This window comes from Burkholderia sp. AU16741 (assembly GCF_002223345.1).
Classification (GTDB): domain Bacteria; phylum Pseudomonadota; class Gammaproteobacteria; order Burkholderiales; family Burkholderiaceae; genus Burkholderia; species Burkholderia sola.
The window spans coordinates 574521-597023 of the sequence record NZ_NKEZ01000008.1 but is presented as its reverse complement, the minus strand read 5'-3'; the positions used below and the strand labels follow the sequence as shown (position 1 = coordinate 597023).

The 22503-nt window shown below is 66.6% G+C and carries 25 protein-coding genes and 2 pseudogenes; 18 read left to right on the top strand and 9 right to left on the bottom strand.

The window, feature by feature from the left end; translation table 11 throughout:
- The first annotated feature begins 177 nt into the window (after positions 1–177).
- Genes CFB89_RS23170 through CFB89_RS23160 form a run of 3 tightly spaced genes read left to right on the top strand, consistent with a single transcriptional unit; the run spans position 178 to position 3007 of the window.
- Entirely contained in the window at positions 178–1572 is a 1395-nt protein-coding gene (locus tag CFB89_RS23170) for a DUF1800 family protein (protein WP_089469903.1), read from the top strand.
- Positions 1573–1574: 2 nt separating this feature from the next.
- Positions 1575–2732: a DUF1501 domain-containing protein gene (locus tag CFB89_RS23165; RefSeq protein WP_089469902.1), complete on the top strand. Its 1158-nt coding sequence runs from the start codon at positions 1575–1577 to the stop codon at positions 2730–2732.
- Between the two features lie 56 nt (positions 2733–2788).
- On the top strand, positions 2789–3007 hold the full coding sequence (locus CFB89_RS23160; RefSeq protein WP_089469901.1) for a YXWGXW repeat-containing protein: 219 nt from the start codon (positions 2789–2791) through the stop codon (positions 3005–3007).
- A gap of 181 nt (positions 3008–3188) precedes the next feature.
- On the opposite strand, the gene CFB89_RS23155 is transcribed toward CFB89_RS23160, so the two are convergent.
- Positions 3189–4382 (bottom strand): tyrosine-type recombinase/integrase, encoded by a 1194-nt coding sequence (locus CFB89_RS23155; RefSeq protein ID WP_089470579.1) that lies wholly within the window; start codon positions 4380–4382, stop codon positions 3189–3191.
- 295 nt (positions 4383–4677) lie between these two features.
- Here CFB89_RS23155 and CFB89_RS23150 point away from each other — a divergent pair, with 295 nt between their 5' ends.
- Positions 4678–5058, top strand: a complete 381-nt coding sequence (locus CFB89_RS23150) for a DUF4377 domain-containing protein (protein WP_089469900.1) — start codon at positions 4678–4680, stop codon at positions 5056–5058.
- Positions 5059–5067: 9 nt separating this feature from the next.
- Here CFB89_RS23150 and CFB89_RS23145 read toward each other — a convergent pair whose 3' ends face one another.
- Positions 5068–6456, bottom strand: coding sequence for a DHA2 family efflux MFS transporter permease subunit (locus tag CFB89_RS23145; RefSeq protein ID WP_089469899.1), 1389 nt, complete (start codon positions 6454–6456; stop codon positions 5068–5070).
- 91 nt (positions 6457–6547) lie between these two features.
- Positions 6548–7825, bottom strand: a complete 1278-nt coding sequence (locus CFB89_RS23140; protein WP_256979746.1) for an acyltransferase — start codon at positions 7823–7825, stop codon at positions 6548–6550.
- A gap of 509 nt (positions 7826–8334) precedes the next feature.
- On the opposite strand from CFB89_RS23140, the gene CFB89_RS23135 reads away from it, so the two are divergent.
- The gene (locus CFB89_RS23135; protein ID WP_089470578.1) at positions 8335–8571 is read left to right on the top strand and encodes a DNA-binding protein; all 237 of its coding nucleotides are present in this window, start codon (positions 8335–8337) and stop codon (positions 8569–8571) included.
- Positions 8558–8974 carry a type II toxin-antitoxin system VapC family toxin gene (locus CFB89_RS23130; RefSeq protein WP_179233516.1) on the top strand — a complete coding sequence of 139 codons (417 nt, stop codon included), beginning with the start codon at positions 8558–8560 and terminating at the stop codon, positions 8972–8974. Before CFB89_RS23135 ends, CFB89_RS23130 begins: the two co-directional genes overlap by 14 nt.
- A gap of 284 nt (positions 8975–9258) precedes the next feature.
- On the opposite strand, the gene CFB89_RS23125 is transcribed toward CFB89_RS23130, so the two are convergent.
- Positions 9259–10299: an acyltransferase gene (locus CFB89_RS23125; protein WP_089469897.1), complete on the bottom strand. Its 1041-nt coding sequence runs from the start codon at positions 10297–10299 to the stop codon at positions 9259–9261.
- A gap of 186 nt (positions 10300–10485) precedes the next feature.
- Between CFB89_RS23125 and CFB89_RS35475 the strand changes: the two are divergent.
- The 3 genes and pseudogenes from CFB89_RS35475 to infA all read left to right on the top strand — a co-directional run.
- Positions 10486–10802 (top strand): annotated as a pseudogene (locus CFB89_RS35475) (VapC toxin family PIN domain ribonuclease); the annotation flags it as partial.
- Positions 10803–11098: 296 nt separating this feature from the next.
- Positions 11099–11302 carry a cold-shock protein gene (locus CFB89_RS23115; RefSeq protein ID WP_006483056.1) on the top strand — a complete coding sequence of 68 codons (204 nt, stop codon included), beginning with the start codon at positions 11099–11101 and terminating at the stop codon, positions 11300–11302.
- Between the two features lie 465 nt (positions 11303–11767).
- The gene (gene infA / locus CFB89_RS23105; protein WP_006483034.1) at positions 11768–12031 is read left to right on the top strand and encodes a translation initiation factor IF-1; all 264 of its coding nucleotides are present in this window, start codon (positions 11768–11770) and stop codon (positions 12029–12031) included.
- Between the two features lie 169 nt (positions 12032–12200).
- Here infA and CFB89_RS23100 read toward each other — a convergent pair whose 3' ends face one another.
- Positions 12201–13007 carry an alpha/beta fold hydrolase gene (locus tag CFB89_RS23100; protein WP_089469895.1) on the bottom strand — a complete coding sequence of 269 codons (807 nt, stop codon included), beginning with the start codon at positions 13005–13007 and terminating at the stop codon, positions 12201–12203.
- Between the two features lie 286 nt (positions 13008–13293).
- Here CFB89_RS23100 and CFB89_RS23095 point away from each other — a divergent pair, with 286 nt between their 5' ends.
- Together CFB89_RS23095 and CFB89_RS23090 are read left to right on the top strand one after the other, a co-directional pair.
- Positions 13294–14559, top strand: a complete 1266-nt coding sequence (locus tag CFB89_RS23095) for an alkaline phosphatase family protein (RefSeq protein ID WP_089469894.1) — start codon at positions 13294–13296, stop codon at positions 14557–14559.
- Positions 14556–14804, top strand: coding sequence for a hypothetical protein (locus CFB89_RS23090; protein WP_089469893.1), 249 nt, complete (start codon positions 14556–14558; stop codon positions 14802–14804). The genes CFB89_RS23095 and CFB89_RS23090 overlap by 4 nt, the downstream gene beginning before the upstream one ends.
- 72 nt (positions 14805–14876) lie before the next feature.
- Here the strand turns inward: CFB89_RS23090 and CFB89_RS23085 are convergent.
- Positions 14877–15242 (bottom strand): annotated as a pseudogene (locus CFB89_RS23085) (MFS transporter); the annotation flags it as partial.
- A 446-nt stretch (positions 15243–15688) separates the two neighbouring features.
- On the opposite strand from CFB89_RS23085, the gene CFB89_RS23075 reads away from it, so the two are divergent.
- The 6 genes from CFB89_RS23075 (at position 15689) to CFB89_RS23045 (ending at position 19740) form a co-directional block, all read left to right on the top strand.
- Entirely contained in the window at positions 15689–15937 is a 249-nt protein-coding gene (locus tag CFB89_RS23075; RefSeq protein WP_089469891.1) for a hypothetical protein, read from the top strand.
- A 221-nt stretch (positions 15938–16158) separates the two neighbouring features.
- A complete protein-coding gene (locus tag CFB89_RS23070) occupies positions 16159–16458 on the top strand; it encodes a hypothetical protein (RefSeq protein ID WP_089469890.1) in 300 nt (99 codons plus the stop codon).
- Positions 16459–16626: 168 nt separating this feature from the next.
- Complete coding sequence (locus CFB89_RS23065) at positions 16627–17271, top strand: DUF1326 domain-containing protein (RefSeq protein ID WP_089469889.1); 645 nt, start codon at positions 16627–16629, stop codon at positions 17269–17271.
- On the top strand, positions 17268–18059 hold the full coding sequence (locus tag CFB89_RS23060; RefSeq protein WP_089469888.1) for a DUF2182 domain-containing protein: 792 nt from the start codon (positions 17268–17270) through the stop codon (positions 18057–18059). The genes CFB89_RS23065 and CFB89_RS23060 overlap by 4 nt, the downstream gene beginning before the upstream one ends.
- Positions 18060–18112: 53 nt before the next feature.
- Entirely contained in the window at positions 18113–18460 is a 348-nt protein-coding gene (locus CFB89_RS23055) for a copper-binding protein (protein WP_089469887.1), read from the top strand.
- 233 nt (positions 18461–18693) lie between these two features.
- Entirely contained in the window at positions 18694–19740 is a 1047-nt protein-coding gene (locus CFB89_RS23045; protein WP_179233514.1) for a collagen-like triple helix repeat-containing protein, read from the top strand.
- 110 nt (positions 19741–19850) lie between these two features.
- Here the strand turns inward: CFB89_RS23045 and CFB89_RS23040 are convergent, their stop codons facing one another.
- The gene (locus tag CFB89_RS23040; protein WP_089469884.1) at positions 19851–20312 is read right to left on the bottom strand and encodes an Lrp/AsnC family transcriptional regulator; all 462 of its coding nucleotides are present in this window, start codon (positions 20310–20312) and stop codon (positions 19851–19853) included.
- Between the two features lie 116 nt (positions 20313–20428).
- On the opposite strand from CFB89_RS23040, the gene CFB89_RS23035 reads away from it, so the two are divergent.
- On the top strand, positions 20429–21061 hold the full coding sequence (locus CFB89_RS23035) for a LysE family translocator (protein ID WP_089469883.1): 633 nt from the start codon (positions 20429–20431) through the stop codon (positions 21059–21061).
- Here CFB89_RS23035 and CFB89_RS23030 read toward each other — a convergent pair.
- Both CFB89_RS23030 and CFB89_RS23025 read right to left on the bottom strand, forming a co-directional pair.
- Positions 21058–21477, bottom strand: coding sequence for a DUF6331 family protein (locus CFB89_RS23030; RefSeq protein WP_089469882.1), 420 nt, complete (start codon positions 21475–21477; stop codon positions 21058–21060). The two genes, CFB89_RS23035 and CFB89_RS23030, sit on opposite strands and share 4 nt — an antisense overlap.
- 7 nt (positions 21478–21484) lie before the next feature.
- On the bottom strand, positions 21485–22486 hold the full coding sequence (locus CFB89_RS23025) for an alpha/beta hydrolase (protein WP_089469881.1): 1002 nt from the start codon (positions 22484–22486) through the stop codon (positions 21485–21487).
- Positions 22487–22503: the final 17 nt, after the last annotated feature.

Sequence of the window (22503 nt, the reverse complement as noted above, 5' to 3'; positions counted from 1 at the left end):
GTGCACCGGTTCCGATGAATCGCGCGGTCGTTATCCATTGACCATGCAAGCCGCCGCGCTGCGAGACTTTCGCCCGGCATTTCCCCCATCACAAACACAAAAAATATTTCCCTGCCTGCGACGGATTTCCCGGTGTGCTTGCGTTGAACGTGGGTACGCACCGCAAGAGAGCCCGTCATGGACCACCCGAACGACGCCACGCCGGCCGCGATCGCGCTGAACCGCTTCGGTCTCGGCGCGCGGGCCGACGAAGCACCCGAAGCCGACCCGAAGGCCGGCTTGCTCGCCCAGTTCGAACGCTACGACGCGCGGCCCGCGGCCTGGGCCAGCGAGCCGGACGCGATCACGCTCGCCACGCGCTTCGCGAGCACCCGCAACGCGATGACGAGCGACGACCCGGCCGCGAAGCGCGCGACCGAGCAGTCGATTCGCCGCGACGGCTACGACGCGTATCGCAGTGCCGTCGCCGCGCGCATGAACAGCGCGCTGAACACGCCCGCGCCGTTCGTCGAGCGTCTCGTGCATTTCTGGGCAAACCATTTCGCGGTGTCGGTCGACAAGGGGCAGGTGGCCGCGTATGCGGGCGCGTTCGAGCGCGATGCGATCCGCCCGCACGTCCTCGGCCGTTTCGAGGACATGCTCGTCGCCGTCGAGCAGCATCCCGCGATGCAGCTGTTCCTCGATCAGGCGCGCTCGGTCGGCCCCGACAGTCCGGCCGCGCTGCGCGCGCAGGCACGCAATCCGTCGGCAAGGCGCGGCCTCAACGAGAATCTCGCCCGCGAAATCATGGAACTGCATACGCTCGGCGTGCGCACCGGTTACACGCAAGCCGACGTGACGGAATTCGCGCGTGCGCTGACCGGCTGGAGCATCGCCGGCGGCCGCGGGCCGCAACCGGGCGATGCGGCGCCCGGCGCATTCGTGTTTCGCCCGAATCTGCACGAACCGGGCGTGCGTACGGTGATCGGCCGCACCTACGATCAACCGGGCGAAGCGCAGGCGCGCGCGGTCCTGCACGACCTCGCGCGGTCGGAGGCGACGGGCCGACACATCGCGTTCCAGCTCGCCCGTCATTTCGTCGCCGATACGCCGCCGCCCGCGCTGACCGACCGGCTCGCCCGCGCATTCGATGCGAGCGGCGGCGACCTGCCGACCGTCTATCGTGCGCTGGTCGACGCGCCCGACGCGTGGTCGCCGGTCAACCGCAAGTTCAAAACACCGTGGGAGTGGGCCGTATCGTCGCTGCGCGGGCTCGGCTGGCGCGACACCGGTGATCTCAAGGCCGCGCCGCTGCTCGCGCAGCTCGGCCAGCCGGTGTGGCGGCCGGGCTCGCCGGCCGGCTACGACGACGTCGCCGCGAGCTGGGCGGCGCCCGACGCGCTCGTGCGCCGCGTCGAGATCGCGCAGCGCCTCGCCGCGCGGACGGGCGACCGGCTCGACCCGCGCACGCTCGGCAACACGCTGCTCGCCGGTTCGATGAGCGCGCCGACCGCGACCGCGCTCGCGCGCGCGGAAAGCGCGACGACGTCGCTCGCGCTGCTGCTCGTGTCGCCCGATTTCCAACGGAGATGACCATGGCACTGTCCCGCCGACAATTCCTCAGCGTGGCCGCCGCCGGCGCGGGCGCGATCCTCGTCGCGCCGCGGATCGTATTCGCGAACGTCGAGACCGACCGGCGCTTCGTGTTCGTGATCCAGCGCGGCGCGGCCGATGGCCTGAACATCGTCGTTCCGTATGCGGAGCCCGCGTATGCGTCGCTGCGCGGCCCGCTCGCGATCGACACGGCGGCCGCGACGCGACTCGACGGCACGTTCGCGCTGCATCCATCGCTCGCGCGGACCGCGCAGTTGTACCGCGACGGTCAGGCGCTGTTCGTCCATGCGATTGCGTCGCCGTATCGCGACCGCTCGCATTTCGACGGCCAGAACGTGCTCGAAACGGGCGGCCGGGCGCCGTACCAGGTGAAGGACGGCTGGCTGAACCGGCTGGCCGCGCTGCTGCCGGCGACGCGCGACAACGCGATCGCATTCGCGCCGACCGTGCCGCTCGCGCTGCGCGGCACGGTGCAGGCGGCGTCGTATGCGCCGTCCGGCTTGCCGGCCGCGCCGGACGATCTGCTCACGCGCGTGTCGTCGCTCTACGAAGCCGACGCGCAACTCGGCCCGTTATGGCGATCCGCGATGGAAGCGCGCGGCCTCGCCGGCGACGCGCATGCACGGCAGGACCCGGCGGGCGTCGGCAAGCTCGCCGCAACGTTTCTCGCGCGCGACGACGGCCCGCGGATCGCGATGATCGAGACGGGCGGCTGGGACACCCATAGCGCGCAGAACGCGCGGCTCGCGAATCAGTTGAAGGCGCTCGACACGATGCTCGCCGCGCTGCACGACGGCCTTGGACCTGCGTGGCAGCAGACCACGGTGCTGGTCGCGACCGAGTTCGGCCGCACGGCCGCGGTGAACGGCACGGGCGGCACCGATCACGGGCAGGCGTCGGTCGCGATGCTGGCGGGCGGCGCGGTTGCCGGCGGGCGCGTGATCGCCGACTGGCCGGGGCTGCGACCGGGCGACCTGTACGAAGGGCGCGACCTGAAGCCGACCGCGTCGCTCGACGCGCTGATCGCGGGCGCGGCCGCCGACAGCCTGCGGCTCGATCCGCGCCGTACCGCGTCCGCGTTGTTTGCGGAAAGCGGCGCGACACGGCCGATGAACGGCCTGATTCGCGGGGTCGCGTGACGCGGCGCATGCCGTGCTCGGCCCGATCGACCCATGACACAACAGGGAGAATCACAATGAAGATCCAATCCGTTTCGCTGGCCGTGCTGGTGAGTGCGAGTGCCGTGCTGATGTCCGCCTGTGTGGTCGAGCCCGTGCGGCCGCCGCAGCCTGCGCCCGTCGTCGAGGTGGCGCCGCCGCCGCCCGCGCCCGGCTATCGCTGGGCGAAGGGGCATTACCGGTGGGCCGGCAATCACTGGGCGTGGGTGCCGGGGCATTGGGTGGCAGTGTACTGATCGTGCGCGACGTGCCGCGCGGTGCGGATGCCGGGAAGCGTATTGAACGGCGACGCGCGTTGGCCTAAGCTTGCGGATCCCGGCGACGGGCATCCGGCGACATGCGATCGTGCGAAGTGCCGCGGCAACGGCGGCCTCGGCGGGCTCGATCTCGTTCGGTGAGCGCCGCCGCGAGGCGCACCTACCATCCGATCCGGTGCTTCTCTTCCGTCTCGCGATGGCGCCAGTCGTCGTCCGCGTGAAGATACTGGCTCGTCGTCGTGAGCGACACATGACCGAGATTGTCGCGCACGAGCCGCAGGTCGACGCGGCCGTCGGCCATGTGCGAGCCCGCGCTGTGACGCAGCCAGTGCGCGGACGCCTGTTCGAGCACGCGCGCCGGCTGCTCGCCGGCCTCGCCGTTCGCGCGCAGCCGGTCGGCCGCGTGCCGGAACACCTGCTTCACGATCCGGTGCAGCGCCGCGCGCGTGAGCGGCTTGCGTGCCTGGCTGACCGGCAGCACGAGCGGCGTGGTTTCGCCGTCGCGCGGTAGCGCGGGCAGGCCGTGCGCACGCCGGTAGCGCGACAGCTCGGCCATCATTTCGTCGGTGGCCGGCACGAGCCGCTGCCGGCCGCCTTTGCCCGTCACGTCGAGCCACCAGCGCTCGCGCCCGGTCGCGTCGCGCCGGCAGAAGAATTGCCCCATCGTCGTATCGGCCGCTTCGGTGATGCGCAGCCCGCCGAGATACAGCAGCGTGAAGAGCCACCGCGCGCGATCCGCATGGAAGCATGCGCGGGCATCGTCGCGCGGCATCGCGGCGATCGCATCCTTCACCGATTGCCACAGCGGCTGCCCGAGATGGCGCGTGACGCGCGGCGCGGGCCGGCGTTGCCGCTGTCGCGACAACGCGAGCGGGTTGCCGGCCAGATAGCCGGCCTGCACGAGCCACGAGAACATCACGTTCAGGATCACCAGCGCCTGCCGCTGGCTGGCTGCCGACAGCGGCCCGTAGAACGGCCGCCAGCGCGGATCGTCGCGCGGATGCTTGCGGCCGCCGTTCGCGCACCATAGCTCGGCCGGCGCGGGGGCGAGCAGGAATTGCCGGTAGACGACGAGATCCTCGTGCGTGAGCGACGACAGCGGCTTGCCGCACGCGATCACCGCCCACAGCAGCAGGCGCTCGGCTTCCTTGCGGTAGTTCTGGAACGTGGTCGGCGTATCGACGAAGCGCGCGAGCCACGCGCGCACGGCGTCGAGATCGTTGGTCGCGGCGATCTGCGGATGCGCGCTGCCCGAGCGATTGGTGCCTGTGCGTCCGTCGAGCGCGGCCGGCACGGTCAGCGTATCGATCGGCAGCGGCCGGAGTGCCGTGTCGGGCGAAGCGGATGAGGTCATGCGAAGGAAACGCGCTGCGCGCATCGCGCGGGCGTGGCCGGGCGGACGAACGCAGCACGCGAAGGCGTATCGGAAGCGCCGATGGTACACGATCGCCATACGATGAAGCCGTCGTCGACGGCGATCGCCTGGCCGGTGACGAAGCGCGCGGCGGAACCGGAGCACGGTGACGTATCGGCTTGCACGCGACATCCGATCAACGCCGGTCGTCGAGCGCGGTCCGTAAGGTGTTTGTGAACCTTCTCGCCGGGCGGTTCGTCTAATTGGCCCTTCCACGCTCGCAGACGCATACCCGATGATTCACACGATCCGAACGTGGCTCGGCGAGGCCGTCATTGCCGGCAGCACGCTCGTCGCCGGATGCCGGACCGACGCCGCGGCACCCGCGCCGAGTGCCGCGCGCCCGGCCGACGGGAGGCCCGTGACGAAGACCGTCTATGTCGCGCCGCGGTCCGCGCGCTGCACGGGCGTCGCGCCGATGGAGTGCCTGCAGGTTCGTGGCAGCGCGAGTGAGCCGTGGAGCCTGTGGTACGCGGGAATCGAAGGGTTCGCCTACCAGCCCGGCTACCTGTACACGCTCGAAGTCGACGAATACCGCGCCGCGCGCCCGCCGGCCGACGGTTCGTCGATCCGCTGGGTGCTCAAGCGCGTCGTCGAGCGCCGCCAGGTGAACTGACGGCCACGATCACGTGGACGGGCGCGCCGCCGCACCGGCCGGCGGCGCGGCCGTATCGATCCGCCGGAACACGACCGACGACAGCAGCGTCACCGCGCCCATGCACGCGAACGACAGCATGAACCCGTGCGCCATCGAGCCGCGATAGGCGGCGAACAGGTTGACGAGCCCGCCGCCGATCGACACGCCCAGCCCCATCGCCAGCATCTGCATCATCGTGAACAGGCTGTTGCCGCTGCCGGCATCGGCATGCGACAACCCCTTGAGCGTCACGCCGTTCATCGCGGCGAACTGCATCGAATTCGCCGCGCCGAACACGATCAGCAGCACACCTTCCAGCACCGGCGCGGGCCGCGCCGACACCAGCGCGAACCCCGCGATCGCGCAGCCGACGATCCCCGTATTCACGACCAGAAACGCCGCATAGCCGAAGCGCTTCACGAGCGGCGCGATCCAGCGTTTCGCGACGACGCCCGCGATCGCGGCCGGCAGCATCATCAGCCCCGATTGCAGCGGCGTATAGCCGAGCTGCACCTGCATCAGCAGCGGCAGCAGGAACGGCACCGAACTCGTGCCGATCCGGCACAGCAGGTTGCCGAGCAGCCCCGAGCCGAAGTTCGGCTCGCGAAACAGCCCGAGCCGGAACAGCGGCTGCGTGCGGCGCCGCGCATGGGGCAGGTACGCGAGCGCGCTTGCCAGCCCGAGCCCCGCGAGCCCCGCCGCCCACGCGGCGCGGTGCGCGGACATCGGCGGATCGATCGCGAGCGACAGCGCGATCATCGCGGCCGACAGCAGCGCACACCCGACGAAGTCGAACGGCGGCGGCTGCGTCGCCTGGTCGTGCGGCAGGTAGCGTTGTACCGCGATGAAACCGATCACGCCGACCGGCACGTTGACGATGAACACCCAGTGCCACGAAATCGCCTGCGTGAGCCAGCCGCCGAGCGTCGGCCCGACGATCGGGCCGAGCTGGCCGGCGATCGACACGAACGCGATCGCCGCGACGTACTGCTCGCCCGGCACGCGGCGCAGCACGGCGAGCCGCCCGATCGGCAGCAGCATCGAGCCGCCGATGCCCTGCACGGCGCGCGCGACGACGAGCTGGCCGAGCGTGTGCGACGCCGCGCAGCCGATCGACGCGAGCACGAACACGAGGATCGCGACCGAGAATACGCGGCGCGTGCCGAACCGGTCGGCGAGCCAGCCGGAGGCTGGCGTGAGCATCGCCATCGTCAGCGTGTAGACGACCACGACGGGCTGCATCGCGAGCGGCGACGCATGCAGGCTTTGTGCGATGGACGGCAGCGCGGTGTTGACGATCGTCGTATCGAGCGACTGCATGAAGAACGCAGCGGCGACGATCCAGAGCAGCACGGAATGTGTGGGTTCCCGGGACATGGCGAAATCGATGGTACGAGAGACGGGCGCCGGTGCACGGTCGCGCGGCGCCCGCCGGACTTCAAGCGCTCGATGGTACCGATTCCGCCGGTCATCGGGAAGCGGTATCGCCGACCGCATCGAGGGCATGTTCGTCGCCGGGGGGACGCTGCTCGACGCGGCACGCGCGCGTTCGCCCGTCCGAGCCGCGTGCCGGGCGCGCATCGTGGCGCTTGGCGATGAACGGATGCTCGACGTAGCGGTAAGTCAGCAGCGAACACAAGACGGCAACCAGCGCGCATGCGAGCGCGAGCGCCCAGATGCCGGAATCGCCGGCCGAATCGATCGGGAAAACGAACTTGTTGAACGCATGAACGATCATGTACACGATCACCATGTGGATCATGTAGATGCTGAAACTGGCGGTGCCGAGCAGCGCGAGCGGCCGGGTTTCGAGCAGCCCGTAGAACGTGTTTCCGCTGGCGATGCAGAGAAACACCGGAAGCAGCGGCAGCGCGCCTTCGATCGAATAGCGTTCGGCGGGGGACGGCGACATCGCGAGGATCAGCAGCGCGACGGTCGCCGCCTGTTTCGTGGCGAGCCGCGCGCGGATCGCGGGGTGGCGCGACATCTCGTAGGCCACCGCGCCAAGCGCGAACAGCAGCGCCATGCCGCCGGGCGGCCCGAACAACGCCGCGCAGGCCGTGACGATCGCGAGCGCGAGCAGCTTGCGCCACGCACGTGTGGCGACGAACCATGCGAGAAACGGGACGGCGACGTAGAACCGCCATTCGTAGGCGAGGGTCCACCAGACGCCGCTCAGATACGGCGTCCGCTCCGCTCCGTTGATCGGGAACGCGCCGAACCAGCCGAGCGAAACGGTCTTGAGCAGGTCGGCCAGCAACTGCGCCGGTGCGCCGACGGCGTTGCGGGGAAACCAGTAAAGCGTGCAGATGACGATGACGGCCGCGTAAAACAGATAGAGCGGCGCGAGGCGTCGCACGCGTCCGACGAAGAAGGTCCGCACGTCGAGCGCGCCTCGGCACGCGCGTTCCCAGAACAGCAGGCCGGTGACCATGAAGAACATCGCGACGGGAATCGTCCCGAGATTGCGCAGGAAATCGGTGCCGGCGCCCCAGACACCGGTCGACAGCAACGCCTGATTGCACGCGAAGTGATGGAAGACCACGGAGACGGCCAGCAGGCCGCGGAAACCGTCGAGATTGCGATAGCGCATCGACAGCGACTTGTCGACGGCCGACCGGTAGAACGGTACGTGCCGCGCGACGAGCCACGCGATGATCGCCACGGCCGCAACGCATGCCGGGAAGTAGAGTTGGTCGGGTGTCGGGGAGAACAGGGTTTTCAGAGAGGGCGTAACAAAGTCCACTGAAGAGCGTCTCGTGTCTTGGATCGGGATGTCAGGCACGGATGGTCGGATGGTCCGCGTCGATGCAAGGTCTTCTGCGCGCTTCGCACGGCTTTCGATCGCCGGTCTTGTGATCCGATGGTATCAAACGATCACGTGCGGCGCGGGCGATGTGGCGGCCCGTTGTGCAACACGATGTTTCAGGGCGAATCGAGGCGGCGCCCGTATTCGCGGTGCTTGTCACCCGCTGGGCTCGCCCCGCAAATTTCGTTCCTCGTGGGCCGGACCTTCGCCGTCGTCATTGGCGCTCGATTGGCCATTCGGCCGGCTTCCCCATCGGGCCGCTCCGGCTTACCTTGGGCGACAGCAGTTCGACGCGTCGGGCCAGCGGTGGAAGAGGGCGGATTCGTGCCGTCCGCTGTTGCTGGTGCACGCCGACCCGAGGTCCGTCCGGTCATGAAAGTGATAGCAATGCTTGCAATTTACCTTCATGGCGCTATCATTGATAGCAAATCTGGATGGAGGTACTCATGGCAAATCTTCTGGTGCGTAACGTGGATGACACTATCGTTCAAAGCCTGCGCGAGCAGGCGGCGGCCAATGGCAGGAGCGCCGAGGCCGAACATCGAGCCATTCTGGCCGAAGCGCTCGGCCGGCCGAAGCGGCAGACGTTTGCGCAAGTGCTGATGAGCATGCCCGAGGTGGGCGAAGACGCGGATTTCCAACGTGTTCAGGATTCAGGCGAGGTCAGGCGTGTTTTTGATTGATACGAACGTCATCAGCGAAATCAGGAAGGGCAAGCGAACCAACCGCGGCGTGCGGGCGTTCTTCAGGCAGGCCGAAGCCGAAGCGAGTCCGCTTTATCTGTCCGTCGTGACGGTGGCCGAGTTGCGGCGCGGTGTCGACCTGATCCGCCATCGCGGCGATCACAGCCAGGCGTCGGCGCTCGAGGCCTGGATGGCGATGATCCTGTCCGGCTATGCGTCGAACATCCTGCCGGTCGATATCGAGACCAGCCAGATGTGGGGGCATTTGCGCGTGCCCGATCCGACGCACGAACTCGACAAGCTGATCGCGGCCACTGCGCTGATCAACGATCTGACGGTCGTCACGCGCAACGTCGACGATTTCGCTCGCACCGGCGTACGGTTACTGAATCCGTTCGATTAGCGTCGTGGTGGCAGTCGTCGTGCGAAGCCAGGGCGGGCGGAGGTCGGCACGCAGGCCAGCGCCTCGACGCTGGTTCCCGCGACCGGCCTAACCCGGCGGCGACATTTCACACTCAGAGCCTTTCAGCGCTCGTCTTCTCGTCCCGACGGACGATGTAAGGCCGTCACCCCCGGCCAGAATCCTGCACGAACAGCGGATACTGAATCAGGAGCACGCCGGCATGATTGATGTCCGTGCGTGGGGTTATGTCGTCGTCGACGCGACGCGCGTCGATGCGTGGCGCGCTATGCGGAAGACGTTTGCACACCTTTTCTCCGAAAGCCGGCGAATCCGCTTTTCAGAGCGAGTGCCGGCTTTTCTACGAGGAACCATGAAGCTGCGGCGAGTGGGGTTACGATGGCGGCGGTGAAAAGAGATAGCTTGGTCGGGCTAATGCCGATTCCGAAGTGCCACACCAGAATCTGCTGCACTAGGAACGCGTAGATATAAACGCCGTACGAAATGTCGAAGCGGTTCAGGAAGGCTAGCCTAGGCAGGCGTTCCGCCGCGAAAATAACAACGAACGGCAGCAGCAGATTGAAGGCATACGCCCTGATCTTCCAGTTTGGACTGGCCGCGAACAGATAGAAGGGTAGCAGGACCAGCAAGACCGAAGCCGCCCATAGGATCCAGCTGCGCGGCAAAGTTACAGTCGCGAGAAACGCTCCTCCCCAGAAAAACACGCCAAGGCGAGAAAGCTGGAAGGTGTTCATGCCGATCAGGTAGTTCCCTTGCCAGAGCAAATCACCCATCAGCGCCACGTAACAGCCGATCAGCATCAACAATAGCCCCTTCCAATTCAACGCCCCCGCCCACGATATGCCAAGTAGCATCAGATAACACGTTACCTCGAGCGATAACGTCCAGAGAGATCCATTGATGACAGCAACCGGATTCGTCACGAAGAATTGATGAAGCGTCGGGACGAGTCGATATAGAGAAAGGTTCGTCAGGTATTTTAGCCAGCCGGCAGACCACCCATGCGTCATGATCGGGCCGACGACGAAGATCGTAAGCAGTACGAGCACAAACAACCCTGGGAATATTCGCAGAGCTCGGTTGCGCAAGTAGACGAACGGGTTCGAATTGCGCTGCAACGATTTGCAGACGAGGTACCCGCTGACCGCGAAGAACGAGCTTACTCCGAACTCGCTGAACTGCGGGAAGCCGTGGGCTTCAAGCCAGTCATGGGGGAGGCCAAGCACGACGTAGCTGTGAGTGATGATGACCGCGTAGGCTGAGAGCAAGCGCAGAGCGGTGAATGCGTTCTGGTTATTGGGTGCCATGTAAGACTCCTATTTCTCCGGCGCGGTGTTGGCAGAAGTACGGGACATCTCTCGTCAGCGCCATATGGGAGGCGCTTGATTTACCGGCATGCAGCTACGCAGTTTGCAAGGGTATTCTTCTACAAAAAAACCGCATCTAACCAATTGAAATAAAAGAAAGTAGGGGCGGGTCATCCCGCCTATCCGATAGATACGCGCGTCATCAGCGAAATCAGGAAGGGCAAGCGAACCAACCTCGGCGTGCGGAGGACATTCTTCAGGCCGAAGCCGAAGCGAGCCCGCTTTATCCGTCCGTGGTCGCGGTGGCCGAGCTGCGGCGCGGTGTCGATCTGATTCGTCATCGCGACGATCACAGCCAGGCATCGGCATTCGAGGCCTGGATGGCGATGATCCTGTCCGGCTATGCGGAGAACATCCTGTCGGTCGATATCGGGCCCAGCCAGATGTTCGGACATTTGCGCGCCCGATCCGACGCACGAACTCACAAGCTGATCGCGGCCACCCCTGATCAACGATCAGCCCCCTATTTCCACCGCTCATCTTCTCGTCCCGACAGGCGATGTAGCCCCATGAGCGGCCGGCATCCTGGCCAGCGCCCGACGGCCCGCGCTTGTGCGCCGCATCAAAATAACTTGACGAAACGGTCACTACCGCGTAGTGTCCGAGACCGAAGTCATCAAGAAGTCCGATTGCTCATCATTGGCCGTACACCGTGCGGCAGTCGTTGGTCTCTCCCTCTTTGATTCTTTCTGTGCCCGTCGCGGGCGCATGTTCAATTATTTGTATTAAGGAAGTATTTGTGGATACCGGTACCGTCAAGTGGTTCAACGAAACCAAGGGCTTTGGTTTCATTTCCCCGGACAACGGCGGCGACGATCTGTTCGCCCATTTCTCGGAAATTCGCGGCACGGGCTTCAAGACCCTGGCCGAAGGCCAGAAGGTCAGCTTCGAAGTGAAGCGCGGCCCGAAGGGTCTGCAAGCGTCGAACATCACGCCGCAGTAAGTCGCATCGGCATCGGGCGCCAAGCGGCGGCCGATGCCGGATGGAGTATCGCGCGGGGCGCTGCATGACGGCGGCCCGCGCGTTCCGATGCGCACGACCGATGCATCGCGACATTCACGATGCATCGGTCGTGACGCCTCCCTCATCGCATGCGTGAACCGCATGCGACGCAACGCCCTCGCGAAGCGCACGTCGTTTCGCGAGCGCATCACCGCTTCAACGCATCAACCCGAGCAGACCGCCGCCATGCCGTAGCTGGCGCGGTCCCGACTTGCGCGGCGCTGCTGGCGCCGCAGCCACCGACCGCCCGAACGTCGCAACGCGCCGGGCTCCGATCGCAAGACAGGCCCGAGGCCCGTCTGAACGAACCGATCCCGGCCGCCTGCCGGCCGCCGTCCCGTTTGCGGGCGCGGCGCCGGGCAGTTGCCGCGGCCGCGGTCAATCACCTTGTCTGGAGGAATTGGTTTGGCAAAAGAAGAACTGCTGGAACTGGACGGAATCGTCGACGAAGTGCTGCCGGACAGCAAATACCGTGTCACGCTGGAAAACGGCGTCGTGGTCGGCGCATACGCGTCGGGCCGCATGCGCAAGAACCACATCCGCATTCTCGCGGGCGATCGCGTGACGCTGGAACTGTCGGTGTACGACCTTACCAAGGGCCGCATCAACTTCCGGCACAAGGACGCGAACTCGCCGCGTCCGCCGCGTAGCGGGCAACCGCGCCGCTAAGCAGTAACGATCGGGCGCGCAACACGGCTCCGATCGTCATCCGTCCGGCCCCGTCATGCGGCCGGACACACTGGATGGAGAGCGCGATTTGCGCCGCTCGTCGGCCGCCGTCGGCGTCATTACGCCGCGGCGGCCGAGGTCATCTCCGGCCGCTGTGCGTGTGCAACGCTCAAGTGGCCGCGTCTCGCAGGAAATCTTCTACGATCGTCGCGAAATACGGCGGACATTCCTGCATCGGGTAGTGCCCGCAATTCGGAATTTTTAGCAGCCGTGCGTTCGGGTGCCATGCGAGAAACGTCGCGTGCATCGCCGCTTCGTCGAGCCCTGGGTCCTTGTCGCCGACGATGACCAGATAGCGCGTGTCGAGGCCGCGGATGTCGTCGACGAAATCCGCCCCGGTCAGCATGTCGAGATACGAAAGCCGGCATGCGGGCGCTACGCGTTCGCGATTCTGCCGCAGCTTCACTTCGGCCCAACGCGCCGACAATCCACCCGTCACGAACCGTACGAGCCGGCGCAATGCATCGTCGTCGACGGTCGTGCTCGCGAAGAATGCATGCGCGTCGCCGCTCAGGCGATTGCCGGCCGCCGACACCGGGCATACGGCGATCGCGCTCTTGATGCGTGAGGGAGCATCGGCGGCGATGCGTTGCGTCGCCATGCCCGTCATCGAATGGCCGATGATGTGAAAACGTTGCCAGCCGAGCCGATCGGCGAGCGCGAGGCAGTCGACCGCGATCTCGCCGACGGTGTACGTGCCGCTCATGTGGATCGATCGTCCGTAGCCGCGAAGGTCGACGAATACGTACGTGAAGGCCGTTTCGTCCAGATACGGCAGCAGCGCCGTGTAGTTCGTGTGGTCGCCGAGCCAGTCGTGCAGGACCATCACGCACTCGGGGCCCGTGCCGTATTGAAGGTAGCCCAGGCCGCTGGGCACGCTGGCCGGGCGGGAGGCGAGGGTGTCGATAAGGTTCATTTCAAGTCGTTTCCTTTTGGTCCGGGAACCAAAACGAAACGCCCTCCCGGCGGACCGGGAGGGCGTCTTGAAAGTGGATCGATCGTATCGGGTCGTCCGGCGGAAGTCAACGGCTGGCGCGATGCGTTCGTGATGCACGGCATGTTTCTTTACGCGCCGGCCGGCGCAGCCGTACACTCGTCGGCGATTCGCGGCCCGTGTACGTGGCTTTCGAGCCGTGCAGCTGCTTTCAACGGGCCGACGATCGTACTCGCATGACATTCGTCGCGCGACGCCAGGAGGCGCCATGAGTGCAGACGCAGCCCCCGCATCTTCTTCCGCTCCCGCCGCACCCGCGGCTCAGGATCGCATCCGGCACGTGTTCGTGCTGATGCTCGAGAACCGTTCCTTCGATCACCTGTTCGCGCTGTCGGGCATCGCCGACATCGTCGCCGCGTCGCCGGGCGACAGCAACGCGTACGGCGGCGCGGTCTATCCGTTCGGCGGCGGCGCGCCGGACCAGATGCCGACCGATCCGTGCCATGAATTCACCGACGTGCTCGAACAGCTTTGCGGCGCCGGCGTGCCGTTCGTGAAAGGGCAGCCGTATCCGGGCATCGACAATTCCGGCTTTGTGTCGAACTACGCGACGTCGCATTCCGAGGGCTCGCCGCCGCAAGCCGACAATGCGGGCACGATCATGCAGGGCGCTGATATCCGCACGCAGGCGCCGTCGTTGTATGCACTCGCGAATGCGTTCGTGCTGTGCGACGCGTGGCACGCGTCGATGCCGGGGCCGACCTGGCCGAATCGCTTCTTCCTGCATGGCGCCTCGTCGGCCGGCCTCGACCATTCGCCGACCCGGGAGGAGATGGCCGGATGGGATACGCTCGACGGTTTTCGCTATCCGAAGGGTTCGATTTTCGATGCACTTGGCGGCGACCACTGGCGCATCTACCAGGACCAGTCGGGCGACCCGCTCGGCCACGTGCCGCAGGTCGCATCGCTGAAGGGCATCAGCTTCTTCGACGTCGACGATCTCGCGCATTTCGAAGCCGATCTCGCGGCCGGCTACACCGCGCGCTACACGTTCATCGAGCCCGGCTATGGCGACATCGTGCACGGCACCTACCGGAACGGCAGCTCGCAGCACCCGATGGACGGGCTGGCCGGCGGCGACCGGCTCGCCGCGCGCGTGTACAACGCGATCCGCAATTCGCCGGTGTGGAACAGCAGCCTGTTCGTGATCGTCTACGACGAGCATGGCGGCTTCTACGATTCGGTCAGGCCAGGCGCTGCGCCGCCGCCTAACGATGGCGCGCCGGCCACGTTGAATGCGAGCGGCTTCGGCTTCGACGTGTATGGCGTGCGCGTGCCGGCGATCGTGATTTCACCGTGGGTCGCGGCCGGGCACGTCGATCACACACCGTATGACCACGCGTCGATAGGCGCGACGCTCGAGCGGCTGTTCGGCCTCGCGCCGCTGACCGACCGCGATCGTCTCGCCAACGACCTGCTCGGGCTCGTCACGACGACGTGCCGGACGGATTGTCCACAAAGGATCGGAACATGAGTCCCACCCCGACCCCGGACGCACGCGATGCGCTGCCCGTGCGCGACGGCACGAGCCTGATCGCCTATCTGCATGTCCTGAGGAAAGCCCATGCGGCCCTGGTCGGCCAGGAACAGGCTCACCAGCGCTTCAGCGAGATCGTCACGCGCGGGCAGGCACGGCAGTACATCGAGGAACTGATGCCGGTGCTGTTGAATAAGCGCGCCGAGCATCGGGCGCGTAAGCATGGCGGGAAGCATCGTTGAGCGAAGGGCGAGCACGCAGGTGGCGCGTCATGCCGCCCGCTGCACGCTGACGGCCGACACCGCCGCGCCTGTCAGTTGAACGACCGCGCCGACGCCCGCCAGCGCGCGTGCGGTGATCAGCACCGACACCGGGGCGCGAGTGCGCACAGCAGCGACGCGATGATGAAGACGGCCGTGCCGGCCAAGAAGACGCGGCGGCGGCCGTACAGGTCGGCGGGCAGCCCGCCGGTCAGCAGCACCGCGTACGTGAGGTTGTAGCTGTCGACGACCCATTGCAATGCGCCGACACCGGCATGGAAATAGGCGCAGATCGCGCGTGGCGAGATTGACGACGGCCGTGTCGACTTGGGCCATGAGTACGGCGACGCACAGCGTGAGCAGGGGCGCGCCGCGGCGTTTGACGGTGCGCCCGGCCAGGGGCGGCCGGTCCTTCGGCATGGGCCACGGGCGGGGCGCCTCGGGTGCCGGTCGATCGAGCCCGGACGTTGCCTGCCGACAGCGTGGTGTCAGCAGCCCGGAAACCTCTCGCACGCAAGCGGCATGCCCGCGCGCCGCATGACGTCACGCCGCCTTCGCGGCTCGATTCGGTTCTGCTCGACGCGTATTCCGGATCTGCCTGATCGCAGGATCGTTCGTGTCGCTCGTCACGACTCGCGTATGCCGTGCGTGCGCAGCGATGTCGTGAATTCGCCCGCCGCCGTCGGGATCGACGATCAGTGCAATCGTGTTCTGGGTCGTCATAGTGGCCCGCGTTGCCGTGCGAGATCGATGGGCTTTTACGCGTGCGGCTCAATCGGGTCAATCGGGTCGATACCGGGTCGATTGCGTCGTGCGTCGCCATTGGCTTAAGATCGGTGGGAGACCATCCTATGCCTTCAGCGTCAATGAAAACGAGCATAAGCCTGCGGGTCGCCGTCATCGCGTCGGCCGTTGCCGTGTACAGCATCTACATGCATATCCAGCAGTTGATCAGCGGCTGCATGTGGGTCAGGGGCCATCGGCGCTGCAGTTTCGAAAACAGTGTGAATTTCCAGGGCCTGATGGATCTGGACCTGATGATTACCTGTTGCTGGGTCGCCGCGGCGGTGGTGGGGTGGATTTCCGTTGCGCAGCGCACGAAGAAACCGGGTTAGCCACGTAATGGTCGTGCTGCCCGGGTGAACAGGCACGAAATACCGCTCGACCGGATCGAATCCCGTCAATCCGTGACAACGCGCATTCGCTGACGAGGCGCGGCGGTGCGCTCGATGCATGCGAGTCCGAAACGAACGTCTGATTCCGCTGCCGGCGGACGAGATCATGCCGATCGCCGGGGACAGGCGTTGCATCGCGCGCGGCGCGAGGGGAGGTTCCCGTGCAATTTCCAACAGGATCGGTGGTCGCGCTCAGCTCGGCGGCAGCCACGATGTTCTCGATCGGCATGCTGTTTCTCGGCTACTGGGGATTGCACGAAGCATTGCCCTGGCGGTTCGGCGACTACGTCGTGATCGTTCCCGCGCTGGCCGGTTTCGCGTGCCTCGCCAGCGTGCCGTTTCTCGCGACGTCTCCGATGAAAACGCCCGACGACGAGTCGAGAATGTTCGTCGCGCGACGCGTGTTTCTGTGCGGCGCGGGCGCGGTGTGGTGTGCGATTGTCGTGTCGCTGATTGTGTGAGAACAGCGTGACGGGACGGTTTTCGGAACAACCCGGCGAACCGGTCCCGAAACGTCTGACGTGAGGCCGGAGCCGACGGTTTTCACGCTGTCGTTACCGCTTTGCTTTCCCCGATCGCGTGCACTAGATTCGAAGCGTTGGTCTTCTTTCAGCGCGCGAGGTGGATCCATGACGCCGTGGGAAATTCAGGGAACCGAAATGATCAGCTGCAATTGCTCATACGGTTGCCCTTGTCAGTTCAATGCGCTGCCGACCAACGGTAACTGCGAAGCGATGGGGGCGATTTCGATCGACCGCGGCCACTACGGCGACGTGGTGCTCGATGGCGTCAGGATCGCGGTGGTGTTTCAGTGGCCGGGCGCGGTTCACGAAGGCAAGGGCAAGTGCCAGCCGATCGTCGACGAGCGCGCGAGTCCGGCGCAGCGCGAGGCCGTGCTGAAGATCATGACCGGTCAGGATACCGATCCATTTGCGACGATGTTCTCGGTGTATGCGTCGACGCTTGAACACGCGTTCGATCCGATCTTCACGGCGATCGATTTCGACGTCGATGTCGACGCCCGGCGCGGCCGGATTCACGTGGACGGTGTGTTCGATGCCACCGGCGAACCGATCCGCAATCCGGTGACGGGCGACGAGCACCGTGTGCGAATCGACCTGCCGCACGGTTTCGAATACGAGCTGGCCGAGATCGGTTCGGGAACGGGGCGCTCGCAGGGCAACATCACGCTGAATCTCGACGGAACCTATGCGCAATTCGCGCGGCTGCATCTGAACAACCACGGGCTGATCCGGCATCGCGCCGCGGCATGACTCCGTTCGACGTCTGGCTCGCGCGCGAGCGTGCCGTCACGCTGCTCGGCATGGCCGCGCTCGTCGGCCTGTGCTGGTTCTACCTGTGGACGGGCGCGGGAACCGGCATGTCGGCGCTGGAGATGACGACCGTCGCGCTGTTTCCGCATCGGCTGGCGGACGGCATGGGCAGCATGGATCCGTCTCTGCCGACCGTGATCGCGATGTGGTGGGTGATGATGATCGCGATGATGACGCCCGGCGCCGCGCCGCTCGTGATGCTGTACCGGCGCGTGCTGCGGCAGCACGGCAACGGGGCGGCCGGATCGGCGCTGACGTCGGTGGCCCTGCTGGCCGGCTATTTGACGGCATGGCTCGCGTTCTCGATCGGCGCGGCGTTGCTTCAGGCGCTGCTGCAGCCGGCCGGGCTGATCTCCGCGATGATGCTGTGGTCGAAGAGCGCGCTTCTTTCCGCCATCGTGCTGGCGTTGGCCGGGCTTTATCAATTTTCGCCGCTGAAACGCGCGTGTCTGCGGCAATGCCGCGCGCCGGCGGCGTTCCTGGTCGCGCACTGGCGTCCGGGCGTTGCGGGCAGCTTCCTGCTGGGCGCGCGGCACGGCGTGGTTTGCGTGGGCTGCTGCTGGTTGCTGATGGCGCTGCTGTTCGTCGGCGGCGTGATGAATGTCGTGTGGATCGTCGCGTTGTCGCTGTTCGTGTTCGTGGAAAAGGTTCTGCCCGGCGGCGATCGTATCGGCCGCGTGCTCGGCGTCGTGCTGATTGCCTGGGCCGGTGTGACGTTGATCGTGTGAGGCGCGGCACCGGCTGGCTACAGGAACAGGCCGGACACGAAGGGAGGCGCCCGATGAAGATCCGCTTTCGTGCCGTCGCCACGTCGTGCGCGATGGCGGTCGTTGCACTGCCGGCGCTGGCGGGCGGCGACATGTCGGGCATGCATTCAAGCGATGCGGGCACGTCGGCGCAGGATGCGAAACTGACCGATGCCGAAGTCAAGGAAATCGACGCCGGGCGCGGGCGCGTGACACTGAAGCACGGCGCACTCGACAACATCGGGATGCCGCCGATGACGATGGCATTCAAGGCCGGCGACGCGGCGATGATTCCGTCGCTGCATGTGGGCGACAAGGTCCGGGTGCGGGTGGAAAACGTCAACGGCACACCGACGATCGTGAAGCTGGTGAAGCGGCCGTGACGACGATGCGGCGCGTGTACGGGGCGTCGTCGGTTTTTTATCGTGCTACGTAACGCAGGTATCGAAATGCCTGCACGGGCCGGGCGGTACGATCCGCATTCGATGCGCGCTGCCCCGCGGCGCGGGCTGGACGGCCATCGCAAGGCGCTTGTGAAACTGTGAAGGAGGCCGATGGAAATGGCACGGTAGATGCTTGTTGGAGTGATCGCGAGGAATAGCGAACGGGGGCTTGCATGCAAGATCACTTCATCAAGGCGAACGTTGCGCTCGTCGCCATTGCCGCTGCGTGTGCGCTCGCGGCGTGCGGCGGCGGGGACGTTACGGCGCCGATGCCGGCGGGTAACACGATCGGGACGAGTACGAGCGGCGCAAGCGGAACCAGCGGCACAAGCGGAACCAGCGGAACCAGCGGCACACCCGGCACGAACGGCATCATCAGTTCCGCCGGCGCCGTCGTGCTGGCCGCGGGTTCGACGCTCGGCGACGTGACGTTGCCCGGCGTCGGCAAGGCCGCGACGGCCGGGCCGGCCGACACGGTCACCGGCGTCGGCACGCTCATCCGCGATACGACGAACGCGGTGAGCAACGGTATCGGCCAGATCGGCTTCACGCCGGACCCCGTTGGCAGGACGGTCACGGGCCTCGGCACCGTCGTCGGCTCGATCGGCAACCCGGTCAACGGCCTCGGCGAAACGGTGAAGGCGCTCGGCTCCGGCCCGCTGTCGCCCCTCGCGCCGATCACGACGCCCGTCGGAGGCCTGCTCGACACGGCGGCCGGGGGCTTGCAGTCAGGCGGCGCCATGCTCGGCTCGACGCTGTCGTCGGGTCCGGTCCAGCAGGCGACGCAAGCGCTCGGCACCGCGATCACGCCGGTCGTGACGACGGCGGGTCAACTCACGCAGCAGGCCGGCACCGCAACCGGGCTCGGACAGCCGGTCGCGGGCCTGCTCGGACAGCTCGGGGCGGCGATCACGTCGGCCGGATGGCAGGTGACGGCCACGTCGCCGCAGCCGATCGTCGGCGCTGCCGGCAGTCTCGTTCGGGCGGCGGGCAACACGGTGACCAATGCGGGCGGCCTCGTGAACCCGAGCGGCGCGAACGGCGCGGTGCCGGTCGCCGGTCTGGTGACGAGCGTGGTCGGCGGCATTCCGGCGACCGTGCACGACGGCTCCGTGGCCGTTACGAGCGGCGCCGGCTCGCCGCTGGGCGGTCTTTCCAATCCGCTCGCGCCGGTGACGTCGCTGGCGGGTGGCCTGCTCGGCGGCGCGGTCGGCAAATAGCCGGCCCGCGTTGATCGTCATGCGGGAACCTGACTGCATGACCGGGGCGGCCGCCCTCGGTCGTCCCGTTCCCGGCAGGAATCGGCGATGAATCCTGAAACCTCGGCCCGCTACCTGCGCGTGTCGCCCGGCTTCGACGGCGGCCGCGCGAGCCCGCGCGCCGGCAGCGGCGTCGACATCACGATCGACGTGCGCGTTTCGCCGTACAGGTTGACGCGTTCGATCAGCTGTTCGAGATGGGTCATGCTGACGGCGACGAACCGCATCACATACGAATCCGCGCCCGTCACATGATGGCATTCGACGACTTCGGGAATCGTCTCCAGCAGCTTGAGGAACTTCGCCTTCGCCGGTTGCTGCACCGTGATGCCGATCAGCGCGCTCACCGGGTAGCCGGCCGCGGACGGATTGATCCGCGCGGTGTAGCCTTCGACCACGCCGGCTGCTTCAAGGCGCTTCACGCGCTCCGTCACCGCCGGCACCGACAGGTGAACCTGGCGCGCGAGCTCCGTATAGCTGAGGCGTCCGTTGTCCTGCAACAGCGCGAGTATCTTCCAGTCCAGATCGTCCATCGAGGCGGGCGTTTTTAAGGTAGAGCCGCCATTTTTCCTTAAAAACCGCATTCAGCGGGAAGCGGACTTTCCCTACCATGCCTGTTCGAGCCATGGGATGTGGAAAGGAGCAGGCGATGTTGTTCATCAAATCCGTCGTGATGGGGCTGTCGATCGCGGTGCCGGTCGGCCCGATCGGCATGCTGTGCATCCAGCGCAGCCTGAGCCGCGGTTTCCAGGCGGGATTCGCGACGGGCATCGGCGCCGCGTGCGCCGATGCGATTTACGGCCTGCTCGGCGCGCTGGGCGTCGCGGGCATCGTCACCGCGTTCCCGATGCTGACGGTCGGCCTGAAGATCGGCGGCGGCGCGTTTCTCGTGTGGCTCGCGTGGACCATCGCGCGCCAGGCGCCGGCCGCGCCGGCCGGGCAGCGCGAGTTGCTGCGTACGCCCGTCCTGCGCGATTTCCTGACGACGTTCGGCCTCACGCTGTCGAACCCGATGACGATCGTGTCGTTCGTCGGGATCTTCGCGGCGCTCGGCCCGCTGCCGGGCGCGCGGGAAGGCCCGATGTGGGCGACCGTCGCGTGGATGGTGGCCGGCGTGTTCGTCGGCTCGGCCACGTGGTGGCTGTGCCTGAGCAGCGCAACCGCCGCACTGCGCGCAAGGCTGTCGTTCACGTTCATGCACGCGCTGTCGCGCGTGTCGGCGGCCGTCGTCGCGGTATTCGGCGCGATCCAGCTCGTCGCCGGCGTACGTGGCTTGATCTAGGCGCGCGGGGCAGCGCGGGTCGAGCGGATCGCGTCGACCGTCGTCCGGATATGGGCGAGCAACTCGAGCATCACCGTTTTCCGGAGGTACTGGTTGATTCGCATGCTGACGACGATATCGGACGGCAGTGCTTCGATCGCAAGCTGAACCGACCGCAGATCGTCGACGAGCCGTGTCAGCGCATCGGGGGCCCACGCGTGCAGTGCAACAGCGATTTCCTCAGGCCAGAGACCGAACGCGTCGATGCCGCAGCATCCTGCGACGCAGTCGGTTTCCAGCGCGTCGATCAACGGCATGACGGTCGCCAGATGCGGATCGACGTCGATCGCATGCGCGTGGCCGCCGGCCAGATCGCCGCATGCGATCCAGCGATCCGAGCCGATGCCGATGTCGTTCTTGTGTGCTTTTCCGTTCATCGCCGGCTCAGTTCGATACGTGAAAACGCAGGTGCGCGTGCACGAAGCGCGCGATTTCGTGGCTCAGCTCGATATCCTCCGGCGCGCCCATGAACCCGCCATGCGGCATCCCTTCGAATACGTGCAGCTCGGTCGGCACCTGCGCGCGCCGCAACGCGCGATGCAGGCGCACGGCGTTCGACAGGAACAGGTCGCGCGTGCCGCTCTGGATGAAGGTCGGCGGGAAGCCGGCGGCGAAATCGCCGAACAGCGGCGACAGGTACGGATGCGCGAGATCGGCGCCGTTCGCGTAGAGCAGATTGTTGGCCATCAGCGGCGCCGGCAACACAACATCGACAAGGCGGTTGGTCTCGAAGCTGTCGCCGGATTCGGTCAAGTCGGCTTCCGGCGACAGCAGCACGAGCGCGGCCGGCAACGGCAGGCCCTCGTCGCGGGCGCGCAGCACCATCGCCGCGGCGAGATTGCCGCCGGCCGAACGGCCGCCGATGACGACGTTTTCCGGTGCGTGATGTGCCAGCACGTAGGCATAGGCCGCGATGCAGTCGTCGAGCGCGGCCGGGTACGGATGTTCGGGCGGCATCCGGTAGTCGACGCCGTAGCAGCGGATGCCGAGCCGGTCGGCCTGTATTTGCGTGCCGGTACGGCACGCGGCGCCGCCGCCCACGATCAGCCCGCCGCCGTGCAGGTCGATGATTGCGCATGCGCCGGAAGCCGCGGCTTCCGGCGTCGCGACATGCACGTTGGCAGCGCCGACGCGGATCGTCTCGACGCGCGAACGCAAGGCGACGGCAAGCTGCGCGACCGCGGCCGCGTAATGCGCGTCGGCGCCGGCTTTCACGCGCATCCACGCGTCGATGTCGTCCGGGGCCGGCATCACGTGCAACGCGTTCAGCGGCACGCCGTCGTCGCCGGTCAGGCGTTGCAGCGCAGCGCGCGCTTCGTCGCTGATCGAGGTCGGGAAGGGCACGACACGGCTCGGCAGCACGACGCCGTCGGGTTTGTCTTTCATCGCTTGGGCTCCGTTCG

What these genes read in the sequence shown, in the direction of transcription:
- CFB89_RS23045 (WP_179233514.1), top strand. Translation starts at nt 18,694, where the DNA reads ATGCAAGATCACTTCATCAAGGCGAACGTTGCGCTCGTCGCCATTGCC.
- CFB89_RS23090 (WP_089469893.1), top strand. Translation starts at nt 14,556, where the DNA reads ATGAGTCCCACCCCGACCCCGGACGCACGCGATGCGCTGCCCGTGCGC.
- CFB89_RS23155 (WP_089470579.1), bottom strand. Translation starts at nt 4,382, where the DNA reads ATGACCTCATCCGCTTCGCCCGACACGGCACTCCGGCCGCTGCCGATC.
- CFB89_RS23150 (WP_089469900.1), top strand. Translation starts at nt 4,678, where the DNA reads ATGATTCACACGATCCGAACGTGGCTCGGCGAGGCCGTCATTGCCGGC.
- CFB89_RS23170 (WP_089469903.1), top strand. Translation starts at nt 178, where the DNA reads ATGGACCACCCGAACGACGCCACGCCGGCCGCGATCGCGCTGAACCGC.
- CFB89_RS23100 (WP_089469895.1), bottom strand. Translation starts at nt 13,007, where the DNA reads ATGAACCTTATCGACACCCTCGCCTCCCGCCCGGCCAGCGTGCCCAGC.
- CFB89_RS23025 (WP_089469881.1), bottom strand. Translation starts at nt 22,486, where the DNA reads ATGAAAGACAAACCCGACGGCGTCGTGCTGCCGAGCCGTGTCGTGCCC.
- CFB89_RS23030 (WP_089469882.1), bottom strand. Translation starts at nt 21,477, where the DNA reads ATGAACGGAAAAGCACACAAGAACGACATCGGCATCGGCTCGGATCGC.
- CFB89_RS23095 (WP_089469894.1), top strand. Translation starts at nt 13,294, where the DNA reads ATGAGTGCAGACGCAGCCCCCGCATCTTCTTCCGCTCCCGCCGCACCC.
- CFB89_RS23035 (WP_089469883.1), top strand. Translation starts at nt 20,429, where the DNA reads ATGTTGTTCATCAAATCCGTCGTGATGGGGCTGTCGATCGCGGTGCCG.
- CFB89_RS23145 (WP_089469899.1), bottom strand. Translation starts at nt 6,456, where the DNA reads ATGTCCCGGGAACCCACACATTCCGTGCTGCTCTGGATCGTCGCCGCT.
- CFB89_RS23060 (WP_089469888.1), top strand. Translation starts at nt 17,268, where the DNA reads ATGACTCCGTTCGACGTCTGGCTCGCGCGCGAGCGTGCCGTCACGCTG.
- CFB89_RS23160 (WP_089469901.1), top strand. Translation starts at nt 2,789, where the DNA reads ATGAAGATCCAATCCGTTTCGCTGGCCGTGCTGGTGAGTGCGAGTGCC.
- CFB89_RS23040 (WP_089469884.1), bottom strand. Translation starts at nt 20,312, where the DNA reads ATGGACGATCTGGACTGGAAGATACTCGCGCTGTTGCAGGACAACGGA.
- CFB89_RS23075 (WP_089469891.1), top strand. Translation starts at nt 15,689, where the DNA reads ATGAAAACGAGCATAAGCCTGCGGGTCGCCGTCATCGCGTCGGCCGTT.
- CFB89_RS23125 (WP_089469897.1), bottom strand. Translation starts at nt 10,299, where the DNA reads ATGGCACCCAATAACCAGAACGCATTCACCGCTCTGCGCTTGCTCTCA.
- CFB89_RS23065 (WP_089469889.1), top strand. Translation starts at nt 16,627, where the DNA reads ATGACGCCGTGGGAAATTCAGGGAACCGAAATGATCAGCTGCAATTGC.
- CFB89_RS23055 (WP_089469887.1), top strand. Translation starts at nt 18,113, where the DNA reads ATGAAGATCCGCTTTCGTGCCGTCGCCACGTCGTGCGCGATGGCGGTC.
- CFB89_RS23165 (WP_089469902.1), top strand. Translation starts at nt 1,575, where the DNA reads ATGGCACTGTCCCGCCGACAATTCCTCAGCGTGGCCGCCGCCGGCGCG.
- CFB89_RS23135 (WP_089470578.1), top strand. Translation starts at nt 8,335, where the DNA reads ATGGCAAATCTTCTGGTGCGTAACGTGGATGACACTATCGTTCAAAGC.